Raw genomic sequence first — 16,568 nt, 5'->3', positions numbered from 1 at the left:
ACCGCCCTCTCCGGGGGAGCGGCAATGCCGCATCATGAGGAGGCGACGTGGCTCTGACACCGCAGGACGTGCAGAACAAGGTCTTCAGTCCGACCCGGTTCCGCACCGGTTACAACGAGGACGAGGTCGACTCCTTCCTCGACGATGTCGAGAGCGAGCTCACCAGACTTCTGGACGAGAACACCGACCTGCGTCGACAACTCGACGAGGCACGTCGCGCGGGTGGCGGCGGCGGCCCAGGTGTACCCGCCCAGATGCTTGAGGAGAACCAACAGCTGCGCCGGCAGCTGGAAGAGGCGCGGCGCCAGGTAGGCCAGGCACAGGCGCAGGCCGCACAGGCGGTTGCGGCCGCACAGGCCGCCCGCGAACGCCCCTCCGCAGCGCCGGCTGCGGCGACGGCGGTGATGCCGGCGGTGCCGGCGCCATCCCAGGCTGCGACGACCCGTACCGGCAACTCCCAGCTCGATGCCGAGATCGAACAGCGGGTGGCCCGCACGCTTGTCCTGGCACAGCGTACGGCGGACGAAGCGTTGCGGGAGGCCCGCAACGAATCCGACCGGGCGCGGCGTGAAGCCCGTGCGGACGCCGACCGCATCATCGGAGAGGCCCGGGCGCACGTCACCGAGCAGCTCGGTGGCCTAGAGGACGACAAGCGCCGGTTGGAGGGCCAGGTCGAGCAGCTGCGCGCATTCGAGCGGGAGTACCGCACGCGGCTGCGCGCCTATCTGGAGATGCAGCTACGCGACCTGGACGGCATGCCGACCCAGCCGGCCGTCGGCCCGGGCGGCACCCCGCGGCCTCCGCTCAACCCCGGCGCCGGCGCACCGCCCCCGCCGCCGGCCGGGATCGCAGCCGGCTCACATCCGGCACCTGGTCCGGGTGCCACGTCGACGTTCCCACCTGGGCCGCCACTGGGCGCGGGAGCGATGGCACGGGGAAGTGACAACGGCGGCGTCCGCGGGCCCGACATGGAACCCGCCCGTCGGGACCCGAGCGGGCTCCAGGACTTCTAGCGACACCGCAGGACACTTCTAGAAACGCCTGACCGGCGGGAGCCTGGAGCGCCCGCCGTCGACGGTCAGCCGGCCTGATCAGCCGGGCTCAGCCAGGCTCAGCCAGAATGTCAGTCCGAGATCCGGCGCGGTGTGCCCGTCCCCACCGGCCGGAGTCGGCTCTGCGGTGTCGGCACCCGGGGTGGCCGGAGCCCCGGCGTGCTGCGTGAAGGTCACGGCGAGGATCTCGGCTGCCACGATGGAGCCGTGTTCCCGCAGCGCCTGCTCTGTTTCCGGCCTGTCCGCCGACCACCGGACCTCGACGCGGTCGGTGATGTCCAGGCCGGAGGTCTTGCGGGCATCCTGGAGGACTCGCACCACGTCCCGGGCGATGCCGGCGCGTTGCAGCGCGGGAGTGATCTCCAGATCGAGGGCGACGGAGAGGCCTGACTCCGAGGTCACCGCCCATCCCTCCCGCGGCGTCTCGGTGATGATCAGATCATCGCCGGCGAGGTCGAGCCGCTCACCGTCCACCTCGACCGTGAGACGACCGTCCACGGGCGGGCCGGCGGTGGCGATCGCAGCCGCGACCAGCGGGGTCCGCTTGCCGAACCGGCGACCCAGCGCCCGGAAGTTCGGCTTCACGGTCACGTCGACCACGTCGGCGGTGGCGCCCTCGACGGTGGTGACGTTGAGCTCCTCGGCAATCTGAGCGCGCAGGTCCGCGGGGAGCCCGGCGAACTCGGGCGTCGCCACGACCGCGCGGGCCAGCGGCTGGCGCGTCCGCACGCCGCTGCTCGCTCTGGCCGCCCGCCCGAGCTCGACCAGCCGGCGGACGAGGTCCATCTGGGCCGCCAGCCGCGCGTCCACGAGATCACCCGACGCCGCCGGCCAGCCGGCCAGGTGGACCGAGTCCGGGGCCTGCGGTTGGACGCCGACCACCAGTTTCGACCACAACGCGTCGGTCAGGAACGGGGTGAACGGGGCCATCAGCCGGGTCACGCCGTCCAGGCAGGCGTAGAGGGTCTCCATGGCGTCCGGATCGGCGTCCCAGAAGCGTCGCCGGGAGCGTCGCACGTACCAGTTGGACAGGTCGTCGATGAACCGGGCCAGGCGTCGGCCGGCCCGCAGCGAGTCGAAGGCGTCCAGGGCTTCGGTGACCTCCGTGATGGTCGCATGTAGTTCCGAGTACGCCCAGCGGTCGAGCACGGGCCGCGTGCGCGGGTCGGACGCCGCAGCGCGCCCCGGTGCCCAGCCGCCGGCATTGGCGTAGAGGACGAAGAACGACGCGGTGTTCCAGTAGGTCAGCAGCACCTTGCGGACGATGTCCTCAAGGGCCTCGTGGCCGACCCGGCGGTCCGACCAGGGTGACCCGGCCGCGAGCATCAGCCAGCGCACCGCGTCCGCGCCGTGCCGGTCGAACAGCTCGAACGGGTCCAGCACGTTACCGATATGCTTGCTCATCTTGCGGCCCTCGGCGTCCAGGAGCAGGCCCAGACACAGCACGGTCTCGTAGGCGGAGCGGTCGAACACCAGCGTTCCGACGGCCATCAGCGTGTAGAACCAGCCGCGGGTCTGGTCGATGGCCTCGCAGATGTACTGCGCCGGGTACTGGCCCTCGAACTGCTCGCCGTTGCGGTGTGGCGCTCCCCATTGGGCGAACGGCATCGCTCCGCTGTCGTACCAGACGTCGATCACCTCGGGGACGCGCCTGGCCACGGCCGAACAGGTCGGGCAGGCGATCGTCACGTCGTCGACGAACGGCCGGTGCGGATCCAGCGCGGACAGGTCACGCCCGGCCAGGGACGACAGTTCCAGCAGCGATCCGACGCAGGTCAAGTGGGTCGGATCGGCTGTACAGCGCCAGATCGGCAGTGGCGTGCCCCAGTAGCGGTTGCGCGACAGTGCCCAGTCGACATTGCCGCGCAGCCACTCGCCGAACCGTCCGTTCTTGATTCTTTCGGGGTGCCAGTCGGTGCGCTCGTTTTCGGCCAGCAGCCGGTCGGCGATCGCGGTCGTCCGGATGTACCAGGATGGCAGCGGGTAGTAGATCAACGGTGTGTGGCAGCGCCAGCAGTGTGGATAGCTGTGGGTGTAGTCCTGCGCCCGCCACAGCACTCCACGCGCGCGCAGGTCGTCGACGAGGGTCGCGTCCGCGTCCTTGAAGAACACCCCACCTACCAGCGGCGTGCCGGCGACGAACCGGCCGTCCCGACCCACCGGGTTGACCACGGGCAGGCCGTAGGCGCGAGCGACCGCGAGGTCCTCCGCGCCGAAGGCCGGGGCCTGGTGGACCAGGCCGGTACCGTCGGTGGTGGTGACGTAGTCGGCGAGTACCACCGAGTGCGCGGCCGTGGCGCCCGCGGCCGTGGCGCCGAAATCCGCCGGCGGCAGCAGCTCGAACGGCCGGGCGTAGGTCACGCCGGCGAGATCGGCTCCCCGCACGGTCTGGACGACCTCGGCGTCCGGCCCCACCGCGGCACCGAGCAGCGGCTCGGCCACCAGCACCAGCTCGCCGGCACGCCCGCCGGCCGCGGTCCGGGCGACCACATAGGTGACGTCGGGATGCACGGCGACCGCGGTGTTGGACACCAACGTCCACGGGGTCGTCGTCCAGACGAGCAGGCTGACACCCGCCTCGCCGAGCGGGCCGGCGGTCACCGGGAAGCGGACGTAGACCGAGGGGTCGACCACGTCGGCGTAGCCCTGGGAGACCTCGTGGTCGGACAGGGGCGTCTCGTCCCGCGGGCAGTACGGGGTGACGCGATGGTCCTCGACGAGCAGCCCCTTGTCGAAGATCTTCTGCAGGGACCACCAGACGCTCTCGATGTAGGGGGTGTCCATCGTGCGGTAGGCGTTGTCCAGATCACACCAGTAGCCCATGCGCTCGGTCATCCGGGAGAAGTCCGCGACATGGCGCAGCACCGACTCGCGGCAGCGGGCGTTGAACGCGGCGATACCGAAGGCCTCGATGTCACTCTTGCTGGTGAAACCCAGTTCCTTCTCCACGGCGAGCTCCACGGGCAGGCCGTGGCAGTCCCAGCCGGCGCGGCGCGGGACGTGGAAGCCCCGCATCGTGCGGTACCGGGGGAACAGGTCCTTGAAGACCCGGGCTTCGACATGGTGGGTGCCCGGTTTGCCGTTGGCGGTCGGCGGACCTTCGTAGAAGATCCATTGTGGCCCGTCCGCGGTCGCGTCCAGCGAACGCTGGAAGACCTTCAGGTCCGTCCAGCGACCGAGGACCTCGCGTTCGAGGGCGGGCAGGTCGACCTGGGTCGGCAGCGGTGGGAAGGCGGGCTGCGCGTCCCCGGGTGTCTTGTGATCAGGCGTCTCGCGGTCGGGCATGGTGTGTCTCCGTCGGGATCAGGCTCCAACGGAGGGACGACACCCCGCGGTACCCGGCGTGTCGCCGGGGCGCGGTGGTACCGCGGTACCACCCTCCTTGCCGTTCGGGACGCCGGTGTGCGGCGGCCTGGACGACCACTCGTCGCGCGCGGTACCGGATCTACTGGGGGCGGGGGCGCCCTGTTCTTCCGGCAGCTCGGGGGTGATCTTCACGACGCGCTGGCCGCCGGGCTTCCACCGTCCCCGGTTCGCTCGACGCCCGTCACCGGCCGTCCTTGGCTGCGCCCGCCGCTACTCGTCCCGTCGTCGCCGTCCGCTGCAACCAGCGTAGTGGATGCTGCGGCGTTCGCCGTCACCTGCCGGCACTCGTCGGCCGATGATGATGATCGGCGTGCTCCTCGCTGTGGTGGTCTGCGTGGTGCTCAGCGTGGTGCTCAGCGTGGTGGTTGTGATGGTCTGCGTCACCCGGGCCGGGTGCCTGTGGGTGGGGGACCGCCTGGCGCCGTGGCTGGCGGACCGGTCGCCGTGAGGGCCGGCGTGATGGCCGGCGGGGCGCGGGCACGTAGGTACTCGCGGAGTCGCCGCGCAGTAGCCGCATCGGCCAGTAGACGGCGCGGACCAGACCGGTACAGCGACGCAGCGACACCCCCAGCGCGCGGGTGCCCAGCGGTCCCCGGTAGCGGTCGACCTTGTGGACGCGGGTGTGGCAGTGGTGGCAGATGGGGACCAGATCGCGGTTGGACTCGTGGCCCGAGCCGGCCCGGAAGTAGTCGACGTGGTGCGCGTGGTAGCCGATGCCGGCTGGTCCGTCCCGCCACGGCTTCCCGCAGATGTGGCAGGGACGCTTGCCGGTTTCGGCGAGCCACCGCCGTCGCCTGGCCCGCCACTCGGGACCGCCCACATACTCGCCGTGACTGTGGTAGCCGTTCAGTCGCAGCGTGATGTGGAACCGTCCGCGTTCGATCCAGCGGTCCACGTGCCCGGCGACGCTGAGCGCCACGCAGACGCCCAGAACCACCCCGATCCACTGCAGTGTCCGCCCGGACGCCAGCCGCCACCACTGGTCCGCCGTTGTCTGCGCGATGCCCCACAGGGCACCGAAGGCGTTCGCCACTGTGCTCACTCGCTGCTCACTCGTCCCCCACCATCGTCGCCAGCCATCGTCCCCGACCACGTCGTCCCGATCGTAGTGACGATTATGTTCCGTTCTGTCCGCCGACGTGGGTAACCCGCCGCTTGGCCGCGGCGGCCAGGCCATCGGGACCCGGCCACGGGCTCGTTGGAACTCTGCTTCGGTGGGCGTCAAGGCTGGCGGTCCTGCCGTCCGTGGTGGCCGTGACTGCGACGGATCTGTCGCCGTCATCCTGGACCAGGTATCATGTGGAAAGATCCCTGTCCGACAAAACACCGGCTGGATGCAACGGAGGTGTGCGTTGGCTGTCACGCCTCTCGTCAATGCTGTCACACATCTCGTCAGTGTTGAGGGAATCGGTGATGTCGGGGTCGATGACATTGCCGCCGATTTTCTGAACCGCGCCGGGCCGATGTCGCCGATGAAGCTCCAGAAGCTGGTGTACTACGGTCAGGCATGGCATCTGGTCCGCTACGGGCACCCACTTTTCCCGGATGGTATCGAGGCGTGGCGGCAGGGCCCGGTCGTGCGTCATCTGTATGACCAGCATCGTCGGCAGTATCTGGTGCGTTCCTGGCCGTCCGGCAGCGCAGGTCGGGTTATTGGTCGGGCCGCGGAGACGGTTTCCTGGGTGGTGCAGCGGTACGGCGGTTTCGCTGCTCGTGAACTGTCCGAGCTGACGCACGCCGACCTCCCCTGGCGTCAGACCCGCGCCGGGTTGGACGAGTCGGCGCGTTCCAGCCGATCGATTTGCCCCGAGTTGATGCGGGAGTACTACGGGCGCCATCACATGACCGTGGCGGACGCGGTGGCCGACGTCGTGGCCAGCACCCGGCTGGAGGGTGTGGAACTCCCCGGGGATGTGCTGGCTGAACTAGTCGAGGTGGCCAACGGCCGGCGGTCGGCCGATGATGCGGTGGCGGCGCTGATTGCGTCGCGCCGTGGACGACGCTGACCCGTACTGCTGGCCCGGTTCTCCCTGCCTGCGTAGTCTTCTCGATATCCGGGACGCGGACGAACTTGCCGCGGTCGAAGCGGAAATCGTCGCCATACGTGATGTGGAGCTGCGTCGTGCAATATTGCCGGGGCTTTACGATTTCGACCATCTTCGGCAGTTCCACCGCGTCCTGTTCAGCGACGTCTATCCGTGGGCCGGCGAGATTCGCGTGGTCGATATCGGACGGCCCATTCTCTTTGCGCACTGGCGGTTCGTCGCGGACGCTGCGGACGACGTCTTCGCCAGACTGGCCGCGGACGCATATCTTGTCGGCTTATCGCACGGCCGGATGGTCGAGTGCGTTGCGAGATATCTCGGCGAGGTGAATGCGTTGCACCCCTTCCGAGAGGGCAACGGCCGTGCGCAGCGTGCCTTCTTCCGTCAACTCGCAGCCGCGGCCGGGTGGCGTCTGCGCTGGGACCAGGTGAGCCGGGAAGAGAACGACCGCGCCTCGGCCCGGAGCCTGGTAGGTGACGACGCGGCCCTGGAAATCCTGATCGGCCGGATCATCGAACCGCTCGGATGAAAGCTGTTTTCCATACTCAGTGGACTGCATCAATCCACCTCATGTCAGCCCCTGAATGAACACCGTACTAATGGAAAAATCGGCTACTGGACCAGAAGAATGGTATCGCCGCAGGTCAGCGGTGATATGGGAGTCCAGTTACCAAGATCCCCCTATTGTCGATCGCTCTTAGTACCCGCCGCTTCCAGGTGGGTGGCCCGCCCGGGACGGGGATGGCCGGTCCGGTCGGTCATGCCTGTCGTGACCCGACCGCCGCTACTCCTCCCGCGGTCCACTGGGGAAGGGCGCCGGCATCTGACGGCCTCGTCCGGAGGGTTCCGAGCCCGACTTTCTCCGGCTGGGAGAGGGGAAGGAAGGAGGTACAGTGGGTTTCAACCGCCCTATGTCGGTTGCGCCGATATTGGCCAGCAGAACCTCCCGGGCGGTGGCTTCGTCAAGTCCCCACAGGTCAATCCCGACGATCGTGTTCAGCAGGCTGGGGAGGGGCGTTTCCTCGACCCGGACCGGGATGGTCCGACGTGTGGCCCGGCTTTGATCGCCACGCCAGGCAGCCTGCCATTCGGCTCGCTCGAACTGGGATCTGACGAATGCCCGGGAAACGATGGCCAAGATGCGGCGCGACGAGCTGAAAGCATGCTCGATATCTATGATCCAATTGCTTCCGGGAATGACATCCCAGGCTTGAATACGAACTCGATAGCCTACGTTCTCGAGCTGGAACGCCACCCATTCCGCCCAGTCTCTGTCTTTTTCGGCATAGCTTATGAAAAAATCTTCCGTGAACTCCTCCGGAATCGTCCGAATCTTACGTTCGAACCGCAGAAGGAGCTTGCGGCGCTCGGTCTCATCCAGTGGGACCTGCCGAGTGATTTTTTGCTTTGTAAGATAGCCGGTGAGCTGCTCACTGGCTGCAAGAATTGTTCCGCTGCTGTTGGGGCGGTCGCCGATCGTGGCGAGCCACTCCTCATACGCGTAGAAAGGCGTATATGGGACCTCGACTTCTCCCCAGTATTGGTCACGTGCGTTTCCGTCAAGGCCCTTCAAGAGGTAATCAAGGCGGATTCTTGCCAGGTCCCGACTCGCCTCCAGCTTCACTCTTTCACTGTCTTCGACGCGCATCGGGACCGGCCAGATTGTGATGTCTCGCTCGCCACGCTGCCTTCTTACGGACTCCGCCACCGCCGCAGTTCCAACGATACTCTGTGTGCTGAAGGTGAAGCAGGCGACAAGAATGTCGGGTAGTTGGACCGTGCAGATGCCGGCGGTGTCGCTGAGACCGGTCCGACTGTCGATGAGGACATAGTCGAACTGGGCGGTCATGCTCTGCTTCATTGCCTCGACAAATGCGCCGCCACCGAGCTTGTCGTAGAAGTTGGACCAGTCGAAAGAATTGACCTTGGCGCCGTACGCGTCGTCCTGGCGTCCCGCCGACAGGAGCGAGAGGACACCGCCGCGCTCGAAGTCCCATCGCAGCGAAACGGTATGGTTGAGCACATCGGCGTAGGGCTCGTGCCAGCCGGGCGACGGGTCGCCCTGCGTGTCAAGGGTGGCCAGCGCATAGTCCCAGACCATGTCCATCACACCCGTCGAACCAGCCAGCTCGGGGTCGACGAGGAATGGATGGAAGTACCGGTGCAGGCCGGGGGCCTCAAGATCCCAGTCCACGACAAGCACCCTGCAGCCGTTGCTTGCAAGGATCCAGGCGATGTTCGCCAGGGCCATCGTCCGACCGGACCCACCCTTGTACGAGTAGAATGTGATGATCACACCTGGCTGGCGATCGGCGGTCATGAGCCCACCATAGAGCCGTTGAGCTGTGGTCGTGGGACGTATTGATCGGTCGCCGCCGTTCGGCTCGAATCGGCCTCGCCCAACAGCAGCTTCTGCAGGTAGACGAGGACCTCTACCAGAATGCGGCGAAACTCCTCCGGACTGTGTATCCTGGCGTGGAAGCTCTGGTCCGGTCTCCTGGTCTTCTTGGGAAAGACCGTTTTCGGTTCGGGGACGCCGACGGCTGACTGCGTGTCGGTAACGTTCCAGGTAATCATGACCGCGCTGTTGGGGTCGAAACGGTTGTCATAGGTGCGAAGGGCTCCCGCGCGGTCCGGTAGATCCGTGACACGCGGGTCCACCAGCAACACCACCAGTTCATTCTCCCGGTCCGCGTCATCAAGGCGTTCAACGAGATGACCGTCCAGTTTTTCCGGGTAGGGTGTCATCTTCTGATCGATTGCAACGGCGGCAGCGAGGCGGACCAGTGGTTCGGCGTCGTGCGGAAGAAAGGGCGACCAGTCCGTCGGACGGGTTCCGTAGTAGGGGTCGGGGTCGGATTTCCGGGCCAGTTCGCTGGCGGTTCCCGATGCGACGACGAAATGTACATGGTGAGGTCCGGTCGTGTTGTCGGAATCCGCTGTACCGCCCGGTGCGCTCGGTGAAGCCGGCATCTTCGCGAAGGCGTTCCTCGTTGTCTCCAGTTCTGGTGGCGGGGCTGCCGGGGCCAGCGTGTACTCGTCTGTGTTCTTTTTTATCTCCAGGACGATTGCGCTCAGAATCTGGTCGTAGCCGAGCGCCAGGGAAGGGTCCTTCTTGTTCTTCACGATCTTCATGAGGCCGAGTTTCTTGTACTCGATGCCGTACTCGGTGAACTCGCGGTATTGGACTGCACCCGCGACCTCGGGTAAGCGCAGGTCGCTCGGGGGCTCCCAGAGAATCGGAGGTTCCCAGAGAAGTGGGAATATGAGCGGTGGGGTTTTGCCGTTTACGGCCTTCGCCGCGTCCAGCCGGTCGGAGAACGCCTGCCACTCCCGGCCGCAGAACTCGCTGTTGAAGTAGCGTGGCGAGTACAGCGGCACGAAGGCCTGGCAGTGGGCGAGTTCGTCGGCGATCGTGTCCGCCCAGCGGGTACCGGATCGCATGTCCACGTCCTGAAAGCCGATGACGCTGGGGTCCAGGGTCGTTTTCCGGGTGAGCTCGTCACAGAGATCGAGGTAGAAGTCGCGCACCCAGCCCCCCACGCCGTCAGTATGGGCGTAGCTGAGGAAGAACATGCTCACAGACACGCTCCGTTAAAACCGTTACGCTGAGTTAATGACGCCGGCCGTAGCCTGTACACGTCACCTGCGTAGGCATTCGGCTGCGGACAGCATACTGGGCTGGATTTCGGCGGATCGGCGGATCGGTGGGGCAGGTGCGGATCAGCTGCGGATCAAGCGTGGATCAAGCGTGGATCAGGCAGGGCCGTGACGGACGGTCACGGTCTGCTGTGGCCGTAGAGTGGGCCGGGTGCAGGAGACGTCGTCCACGGACGGGGATGGGACTACCGAGGCGGCGGATGCGCGGCCCGGGGCGCCACTAGCTGCTGTTCGGTCGCGGAAAGCGGTGGCCACGCTGCTCGGCACCGGTTTCGCGGTCGTCACCGTCGACGTGATCACGAAGATCATTGTGGTGGCGCACCTGTCCGACCGGGCGCCGATCGATCTGGTGCCGGGCGTGCTCGATCTCCGCCTCACGCGCAATCCCGGTGCCGCCTTCAGCCTCGCCGGTGGCGCGACGGTCTTGTTCAGCCTGGTGGCCGTCGCGGTTGTCGCGGTCATCGCGCGGACCGCCCGGACCTTGAAGTCCACGCCGTGGGCGATCGTTCTTGGGCTGCTGCTCGGTGGTGCGCTCGGCAACCTCACGGACCGGATCTTCCGCGCGCCCGCTCCGTTGCGCGGGCATGTCGTCGACTGGATCCACCTGCACCACTGGCCGGTTTTCAACGTCGCGGACTCGGCGATCGTGATCGGCGGAATCCTCGCGGTCATCCTGGGAGCACGCGGTATCGGCCTGGACGGGCAGCGCGCGACGGACGCCGGTGAGCAATGACCGGCGAAACTGACCGGTGAGCATGACCGGTGACGGTGACCAGCAGTGGGTGCCCAGGGAAGGTGACCAGTAGTGGGGGATCAGCGGTGAGCGCAGGGGACAGACGCACGCTGCCGGTTCCCGACGGACTGGACGGCCTGCGCCTGGACGCCGCCATCGCCCGGATGTTCGGGTTGTCCCGGACGGCCGCCGCGGCGCTCGTGGATGACGGCTACGCCAGTGTCAACGGCACGGTGCGGGGCCGGTCCGATCGGGTGACCGGCGGCGCGTGGCTCGACGTCGAACTGCCGGCGCCGCCGGCTCCGGTTCAGATGGAGGCAACCCCGGTGCCCGGCCTGGAGGTGATCCACGATGATGGTGACATCGTGGTCGTGGGCAAGCCGGTGGGCGTCGCCGCTCACCCGGCTCCCGGGTTCAGCGGACCGACCGTGATCGGTGGGCTCGCCGCGGCCGGCTACCGCATTGCGACCAGCGGTGCGTCCGAGCGTCAGGGTGTGGTCCACCGCCTGGATGTCGGCACAACGGGAATCATGGTGGTCGCGAAGAGCGAGCACGCCTACACCGTGTTGAAGCGTGCCTTCCGGGAGCGGGAGGTCGAAAAGATCTACCGGGCTCTGGTGCAGGGGCATCCGGATCCATCCAGGGGAACGGTCGACGCACCGATCGACCGGCACCCGCGCAAACCAGGCCTGTTCGCTGTCGTTGCGGATGGTAAACCTAGCGTTACCCACTATGACACCGAAGAGGCGTTCCGGGCCGCGTCCCTGCTGTCGGTGCGGCTGGAGACCGGTCGGACCCATCAGATCCGGGTGCACATGTCGGCGTTGCGGCATCCCTGCGTCGGTGATCTCGCCTATGGCGCCGACCCGGTTCTCGCCGGCCGGCTCGGGTTGACCCGGCAATGGCTCCATGCCGCGCAGCTGTCCTTCGCTCATCCCGCGGACGGTCGGTGGATGACGTTCACCAGCCCCGATCCAGCCGATCTGGCGGAGGCGGTGTCCCTCCTCCGCCAGCAGTCATGATCACTTCCGAGGGTTAGAGCGCCCGGCGGCGCAGGTCCACGTCCCGTGGCGCAGGTCCACCGCCGCGATGGGTTGCTCATGCGGGCGCGGGGGCACGTTCCGTCCGCGACCGAAACCCCGTGGGAGGACTGTGATGAGCACGACGACAGCACCGGTCAGATCCGCGAACGGTCACCGCACGCTGCGTCTGGGCCAGCGTGTCGCGACCCCGCAGGAGCGGGCCGAGCGTGGAAAGGCGGCGCGGGCCACGGCTCCCCGTTCCAGCCATGGCGAGTTCTCCCCGTCGTCACGGCGACCCGACCCGGTGGATGTGATCGAGAAGCAGTCTGCCACCCGAGTGCCCGAACTGGTGCCGATCCGGTACGGGCGGATGATGGAGTCGCCGTTCCGGTTCTTCCGGGGCGCAGCGGCGATCATGGCTGGTGACCTTTCCAGGACACCACGGACCGGGATCACCGCACAGCTGTGCGGTGATGCCCACCTGGTGAACTTCCGTCTGCTCGCATCACCCGAGCGGCGCCTGACGTTCGATATCAACGACTTCGACGAAACTCTGCCCGGCCCATGGGAGTGGGACGTCAAACGGCTGGCGGCCAGCTTCGTCATCGCGGGCCGGCAGAACGGTTTCACCGCTGCCGAAAGGCGGTCGGTGGTCACGACCATGGTGCGTTTCTACCGGGAGTGGATGCGCCGGTTCGCCGAGATGACCAACCTCGCGGTCTGGTACGCGCGGATCGATGTCGAACAGCTCGAGTCCGAATTTCGGGACCGGCTTACCAAATCCCGGCGCCGGCGGGTCGAGCGTACGATGAGCAGCGCCCGTACCCGCGACAGCCTGCGGGCGTTCAACAAGCTCACCGTGGTCCTCGACGGCGAGCGCCGGATCGCCTCGGACCCGCCGCTGCTCGTTCCGATCATGGAGCTGCTCCCCGGCGTGCAGGGCGATGTCCTCGCCGAGCAGCTCAACCGGGTGATCGAGGAGTACCGGGACTCACTGCAGGCGGACCGCCGTGTCCTGCTCGACCAGTACCGGCTGGTCGACGCCGCCCGGAAGGTCGTCGGGGTCGGCAGTGTCGGTACCCGTTGCTGGATTGTCCTCATGCTCGGCCGGGACGACCAGGACCCGCTGTTCCTCCAGGTGAAAGAAGCCGACACGTCGGTGCTCGCCGATTACCTGCCGGCGAGTGAGTACACCAACCAGGGGGAACGCGTCGTCTCCGGTCAACGGCTCATGCAGGCGGCCAGCGACATCTTCCTCGGTTGGCACCAGGGGACCGGGATCGATGGCCAGACACGGTACTTCTACGTCCGTCAGCTGTATGACTGGAAGGGCGTCGTGCAGGTCGACGAGATGCCGCCGGACGGCATGCGGTCGTTCGCGGAACTGTGCGGGGCGACGCTGGCCCGCGCCCACGCCCGGTCGGGGGACCGGATCGCCATCGCCTCCTACCTCGGCCGCACCGACGTCTTCGACCGGGCGCTCGCAGACTTCGCCGAGGCGTACGCCGACCAGAACGAGCGTGACCATGCCGCGCTCGTCGAAGCGGTGAAGTCCGGTCGAGTCACCGCGGAGTCCATCGACTGACCGCTCGTCCGCTCGAAGATGATTTTTCGAGCTTTGTTTGATCGAATCGACGTTTTTGATCGCACAAACCTCGAAAGATCGTCCGGATGGGCAGGCTGGCGGCGGCGTGCTGAGGATCATGAGCACGCCGCCGCCGGCATGAGTCGGGGTAGGCGGCTTCCATGTCGTGACAGTCACAGAGGAGGATGGTCGCGGGACGGACGATACGGCAGGCGTCGGGCGATATGAAGGTTGTGGTGCCCGGCGACCGCCACCGGCCGTCACCAACGACGACACGAGACGACTTGAGGAGCCCCTGCGGTGAAGTTGGCGATGGGCACCCGGGAGGTCTTCGACGCGGAGAGCCTGCTTGAGGAATACCTCGGTCCGCGCAAGCGGGGCCTGCGTTATGCCTACCCATACTACGATGGGCTCGCCACCAACGGTGACCCCGACCTGCTGTGCACGGGGGACCTGCTCGCCCCCTGTCTGCTCGGCGTCCAGGTGGACGTCGACCGGATGCACACACTGACCGCGCTGACGCCGTTACTGCAACGCGCGCTGGACAAGCTTCCGCCAGGGATCGAATTGATCGAGGCCGACGAGGTCACACTCGATCTTGTGGCGGCCCTGTACGACCCGCTCGACGACCCCGACGTGTCTGACCGTGACGTCAAGGGTTCGCTGATCGCGAAGGTCCTGCACCGCAAGCGGCCCGGACTGGTCCCGCTGTTCGACTCGAAAGTCAGGGTCTTCTACCAGCACGAGCGGTGCATCCCACCGGCGCCCCGTGACGGCCGATCCTGGCGTGAGTACATGCAGCTGCTGGTCAGGGCGATGCAGTACGACCTGCGGGAGAATGCTGAGGAGTTCCGTCGGTTGTCCGCGCTGGTCCCCGACAGCGGACCGCCCCTGACGCCGTTGCGCATCCTCGACATCGTCGTGTGGATGAGCAGCGCGGTCTGACCGCTGCTGCCGGCGGCACTCATAGCGCACTCATAGCGCACTCATAGTGAAGTCATGGTGAAGTCATGGTGGTGAGGCGGTCGTGGTGAGGCGCAACAGGGCACCTTCGGGCTGCCTGCCCTCTGTCGTCGTCCTGCCGCTGCGGGTGGCGCGCAGGGTTGCCATGGGTAGGGCGCGCGTCCGCGAGGAGATCGGGCGCGGTGTCGCACTGCGCGGTCGGGTCTGGAACGGCATCGCCGACCTCCCCTTCGAGGGAGTCGTCGTGGTCGGCATGGACGGCCGGGTGGCCGCCGTCGGGCCGCAGGACTCGGTGGTGCTGCCGGACGGCCTGCGGGTGATCGACTGCGCCTGGATCGGACCGGGTGTCACCGACGCCCATGTTCATCTTGCGGCGACCGCCACATCTGGACACGATGAGCTTCGTGCTGGACTCGTCGCTGTCCGCGACCTCGGTTCCCCGGTCGAGAGGCTGGCCCACTGGCGTGTCGCAGCGCCGATCGTCGTGGTCGGGGCGGGTCCCCGGGTGGTGGGTGCCCCGGACCCACCACCGCATCCTGATCCGCACGGAGACGGGCTGGCAGTCGTCGACAGCCCCGCGCTCGCCCGGCGGGCCGTCACGAGTCTTGCGGCGGATGGTGTTGATCTCATCAAGGTGTGTCTCGGGGGTGGCGAGGGCAGCGCACCGTCGCGACGATCGCCCTTGCACTACAGCGAGCTCGAGGTCGTGGTGAAGGCCGCGCATGCGGCCGGGCTCCCGGTGACCGCGCACGCGTTGACCGTCTCGGCGGTGGAGCTGGCGCTGCGGGCGGGCGTGGATGAGCTTGCCCACGTTCCGCTGGAACCGTTGCCGCCCGAGACCGTCGACCGGATCGCCGCCGCTGGCGTGCCGGTCGTGTCGACCCTGCAGTGCCATGCCGGGGCAGGCCCCGCACCCGGGCGCAATGCCGCGCTGCTCCATCGCGCCGGAGTGCCCCTGCTCTACGGCACTGATGCGGGCGGTGCGGGTAACCGTCCGCCCGGGGTTGACCCGCGGGAGCTCGACCGGCTTGCCTACGCCGGGCTGGGGCGCCTCGGCGCGTTGCGTGCGTCGACCTCCGGCGCGGCCCGGGCAGCTGGGTTTGACGGCCAGCGGCCGTCGGGGCGTATCGAGGTCGGTGGGTATGCGGCCGTGGTCGGCCTGCCCGCCGACCCGCTGGTCGAACCCGCGGCCTGGCGTCACCCGAGCGTGGTGGTCAACGGCCAGCGAATCATCACGGCGTAATGTTCACGAATGTGAAGCTTTCCGTCCTGATGCCGGTGTTCAACGAGCAGGCCACGCTCGCGTCCGCGGTCAAGCGGGTGCTGGACGTCACCTATCCCTGCGAGGTCGAGCTCGTGGTGGTCAACGACGGCAGCACGGACGGGACGCGGGCGATCCTCGACTCCGTCGATGATCCCCGGGTCGTTGTCGCCCACCAGTCCGTGAACCGTGGCAAGGGCGCGGCGGTCCGCACTGCGAGCCAGCTCGCGACCGGTGAATACCTGGTCATCTGCGACGCGGATCTTGAGTATGCGCCTGAGGAGATCCCGGCGCTGCTCGAACCGGTAATCACCGACCAGGCCCGGGTCGTCTACGGCTCGAGGACGTTCAGCAGTAACACCGCGTACTCGTTCTGGTATGTGATGGGCAATAAGGCGGTTACGCTTGCGGCGAACATCCTGTTCGACAGCTACATCTCGGACCTGGAGACCTGCTTCAAGCTGATGCCGACCAGTCTGTACCGGGAGCTGGACGTCGCCCGGGTCGGCTTCGGGATGGAGGCCGAGGTGACCGCCAAGCTGCTTGCCCTCGGTATCCGACCGTTCGAGGTCCCGATCAGCTACCAGGCCCGCACCCGGGCGGAAGGCAAGAAGCTGACCTGGAAGGACGGGGTCGAGGCGCTGTGGATACTGGGCTCGATCCGGGTCCGTGGCCGGGCGCGGGTCCGCTGACAGGCGAATGCGACAATGGGCAGCGTGCTGAGCTACGCCGTGCGTGGGCTCACCCGCCGGCACGGCGTCGGTGAGCATGCTGTCCTCGCCACATGTGACCTCGACCTCGACATCGAACGTGGCGAGGTGTTCGGAGTGCTCGGGCCGAACGGGGCCGGAAAGACCACGCTGGTGCGCCAGCTCATGGGG

Annotated in this window: 14 protein-coding genes; 10 read left to right on the top strand and 4 right to left on the bottom strand. The window is 67.4% G+C overall.

Annotated features, from left to right (window positions below):
• The first annotated feature begins 47 nt into the window (after nt 1-47).
• Nucleotides 48-1,013: a DivIVA domain-containing protein gene (locus U9979_RS16970; protein WP_322747504.1), complete on the top strand. Its 966-nt coding sequence runs from the start codon at nt 48-50 to the stop codon at nt 1,011-1,013.
• Nucleotides 1,014-1,091: 78 nt separating this feature from the next.
• Here U9979_RS16970 and ileS read toward each other — a convergent pair whose 3' ends face one another.
• Both ileS and U9979_RS16960 read right to left on the bottom strand, forming a co-directional pair.
• Nucleotides 1,092-4,337, bottom strand: a complete 3,246-nt coding sequence (gene ileS / locus U9979_RS16965) for an isoleucine--tRNA ligase (protein WP_322780161.1) — start codon at nt 4,335-4,337, stop codon at nt 1,092-1,094.
• 352 nt (nt 4,338-4,689) lie between these two features.
• Nucleotides 4,690-5,460 carry a hypothetical protein gene (locus U9979_RS16960; protein ID WP_322780160.1) on the bottom strand — a complete coding sequence of 257 codons (771 nt, stop codon included), beginning with the start codon at nt 5,458-5,460 and terminating at the stop codon, nt 4,690-4,692.
• Nucleotides 5,461-5,770: 310 nt separating this feature from the next.
• Between U9979_RS16960 and U9979_RS16955 the strand changes: the two genes are divergently transcribed.
• Together U9979_RS16955 and U9979_RS16950 are read left to right on the top strand one after the other, a co-directional pair.
• Nucleotides 5,771-6,424, top strand: coding sequence for a Panacea domain-containing protein (locus U9979_RS16955; protein WP_322780159.1), 654 nt, complete (start codon nt 5,771-5,773; stop codon nt 6,422-6,424).
• Entirely contained in the window at nt 6,411-6,992 is a 582-nt protein-coding gene (locus tag U9979_RS16950) for a Fic/DOC family protein (RefSeq protein WP_322780158.1), read from the top strand. The genes U9979_RS16955 and U9979_RS16950 overlap by 14 nt, the downstream gene beginning before the upstream one ends.
• 255 nt (nt 6,993-7,247) lie before the next feature.
• Here the strand turns inward: U9979_RS16950 and U9979_RS16945 are convergent, their stop codons facing one another.
• Nucleotides 7,248-8,783, bottom strand: a complete 1,536-nt coding sequence (locus U9979_RS16945; RefSeq protein WP_322780157.1) for a KGGVGR-motif variant AAA ATPase — start codon at nt 8,781-8,783, stop codon at nt 7,248-7,250.
• On the bottom strand, nt 8,780-10,039 hold the full coding sequence (locus U9979_RS16940; RefSeq protein ID WP_322780184.1) for a TIR-like protein FxsC: 1,260 nt from the start codon (nt 10,037-10,039) through the stop codon (nt 8,780-8,782). Before U9979_RS16940 ends, U9979_RS16945 begins: the two co-directional genes overlap by 4 nt.
• A 331-nt stretch (nt 10,040-10,370) precedes the next feature.
• Here U9979_RS16940 and lspA point away from each other — a divergent pair, with 331 nt between their 5' ends.
• From lspA to U9979_RS16905, 7 genes are all read left to right on the top strand, one after another.
• Nucleotides 10,371-10,856: a signal peptidase II gene (gene lspA, locus U9979_RS16935; RefSeq protein WP_322780156.1), complete on the top strand. Its 486-nt coding sequence runs from the start codon at nt 10,371-10,373 to the stop codon at nt 10,854-10,856.
• 86 nt (nt 10,857-10,942) lie between these two features.
• On the top strand, nt 10,943-11,878 hold the full coding sequence (locus U9979_RS16930) for an RluA family pseudouridine synthase (RefSeq protein ID WP_322752317.1): 936 nt from the start codon (nt 10,943-10,945) through the stop codon (nt 11,876-11,878).
• A gap of 133 nt (nt 11,879-12,011) precedes the next feature.
• Entirely contained in the window at nt 12,012-13,463 is a 1,452-nt protein-coding gene (locus tag U9979_RS16925) for a DUF2252 domain-containing protein (protein ID WP_322780155.1), read from the top strand.
• Nucleotides 13,464-13,763: 300 nt separating this feature from the next.
• Entirely contained in the window at nt 13,764-14,408 is a 645-nt protein-coding gene (locus tag U9979_RS16920) for a DUF6308 family protein (protein ID WP_322747494.1), read from the top strand.
• 82 nt (nt 14,409-14,490) lie between these two features.
• Nucleotides 14,491-15,669, top strand: a complete 1,179-nt coding sequence (locus tag U9979_RS16915; RefSeq protein WP_322780154.1) for an amidohydrolase family protein — start codon at nt 14,491-14,493, stop codon at nt 15,667-15,669.
• Entirely contained in the window at nt 15,669-16,379 is a 711-nt protein-coding gene (locus U9979_RS16910; RefSeq protein WP_416210257.1) for a glycosyltransferase family 2 protein, read from the top strand. Before U9979_RS16915 ends, U9979_RS16910 begins: the two co-directional genes overlap by 1 nt.
• Nucleotides 16,380-16,394: 15 nt before the next feature.
• The coding region (locus tag U9979_RS16905; protein ID WP_322780183.1) for an ATP-binding cassette domain-containing protein at nt 16,395-16,568 on the top strand (174 nt) is incomplete at its 3' end.

The sequence above is a fragment of the Protofrankia sp. Cas4 genome (assembly GCF_963555915.1).
In the GTDB taxonomy this organism is placed as follows: Bacteria; Actinomycetota; Actinomycetes; order Frankiales; family Frankiaceae; genus Protofrankia.
Note: the sequence above shows the minus strand (reverse complement) of the source record. Positions and strands in the feature narration are given on the sequence as shown.

Bases quoted from the DNA above. Each gene is read 5' to 3' on its own strand.
- ileS (WP_322780161.1), bottom strand. From the start codon at position 4,337: ATGCCCGACCGCGAGACGCCTGATCACAAGACACCCGGGGACGCGCAG.
- U9979_RS16945 (WP_322780157.1), bottom strand. From the start codon at position 8,783: ATGACCGCCGATCGCCAGCCAGGTGTGATCATCACATTCTACTCGTAC.
- U9979_RS16940 (WP_322780184.1), bottom strand. From the start codon at position 10,039: ATGTTCTTCCTCAGCTACGCCCATACTGACGGCGTGGGGGGCTGGGTG.
- U9979_RS16925 (WP_322780155.1), top strand. From the start codon at position 12,012: ATGAGCACGACGACAGCACCGGTCAGATCCGCGAACGGTCACCGCACG.
- U9979_RS16910 (WP_416210257.1), top strand. From the start codon at position 15,669: ATGTTCACGAATGTGAAGCTTTCCGTCCTGATGCCGGTGTTCAACGAG.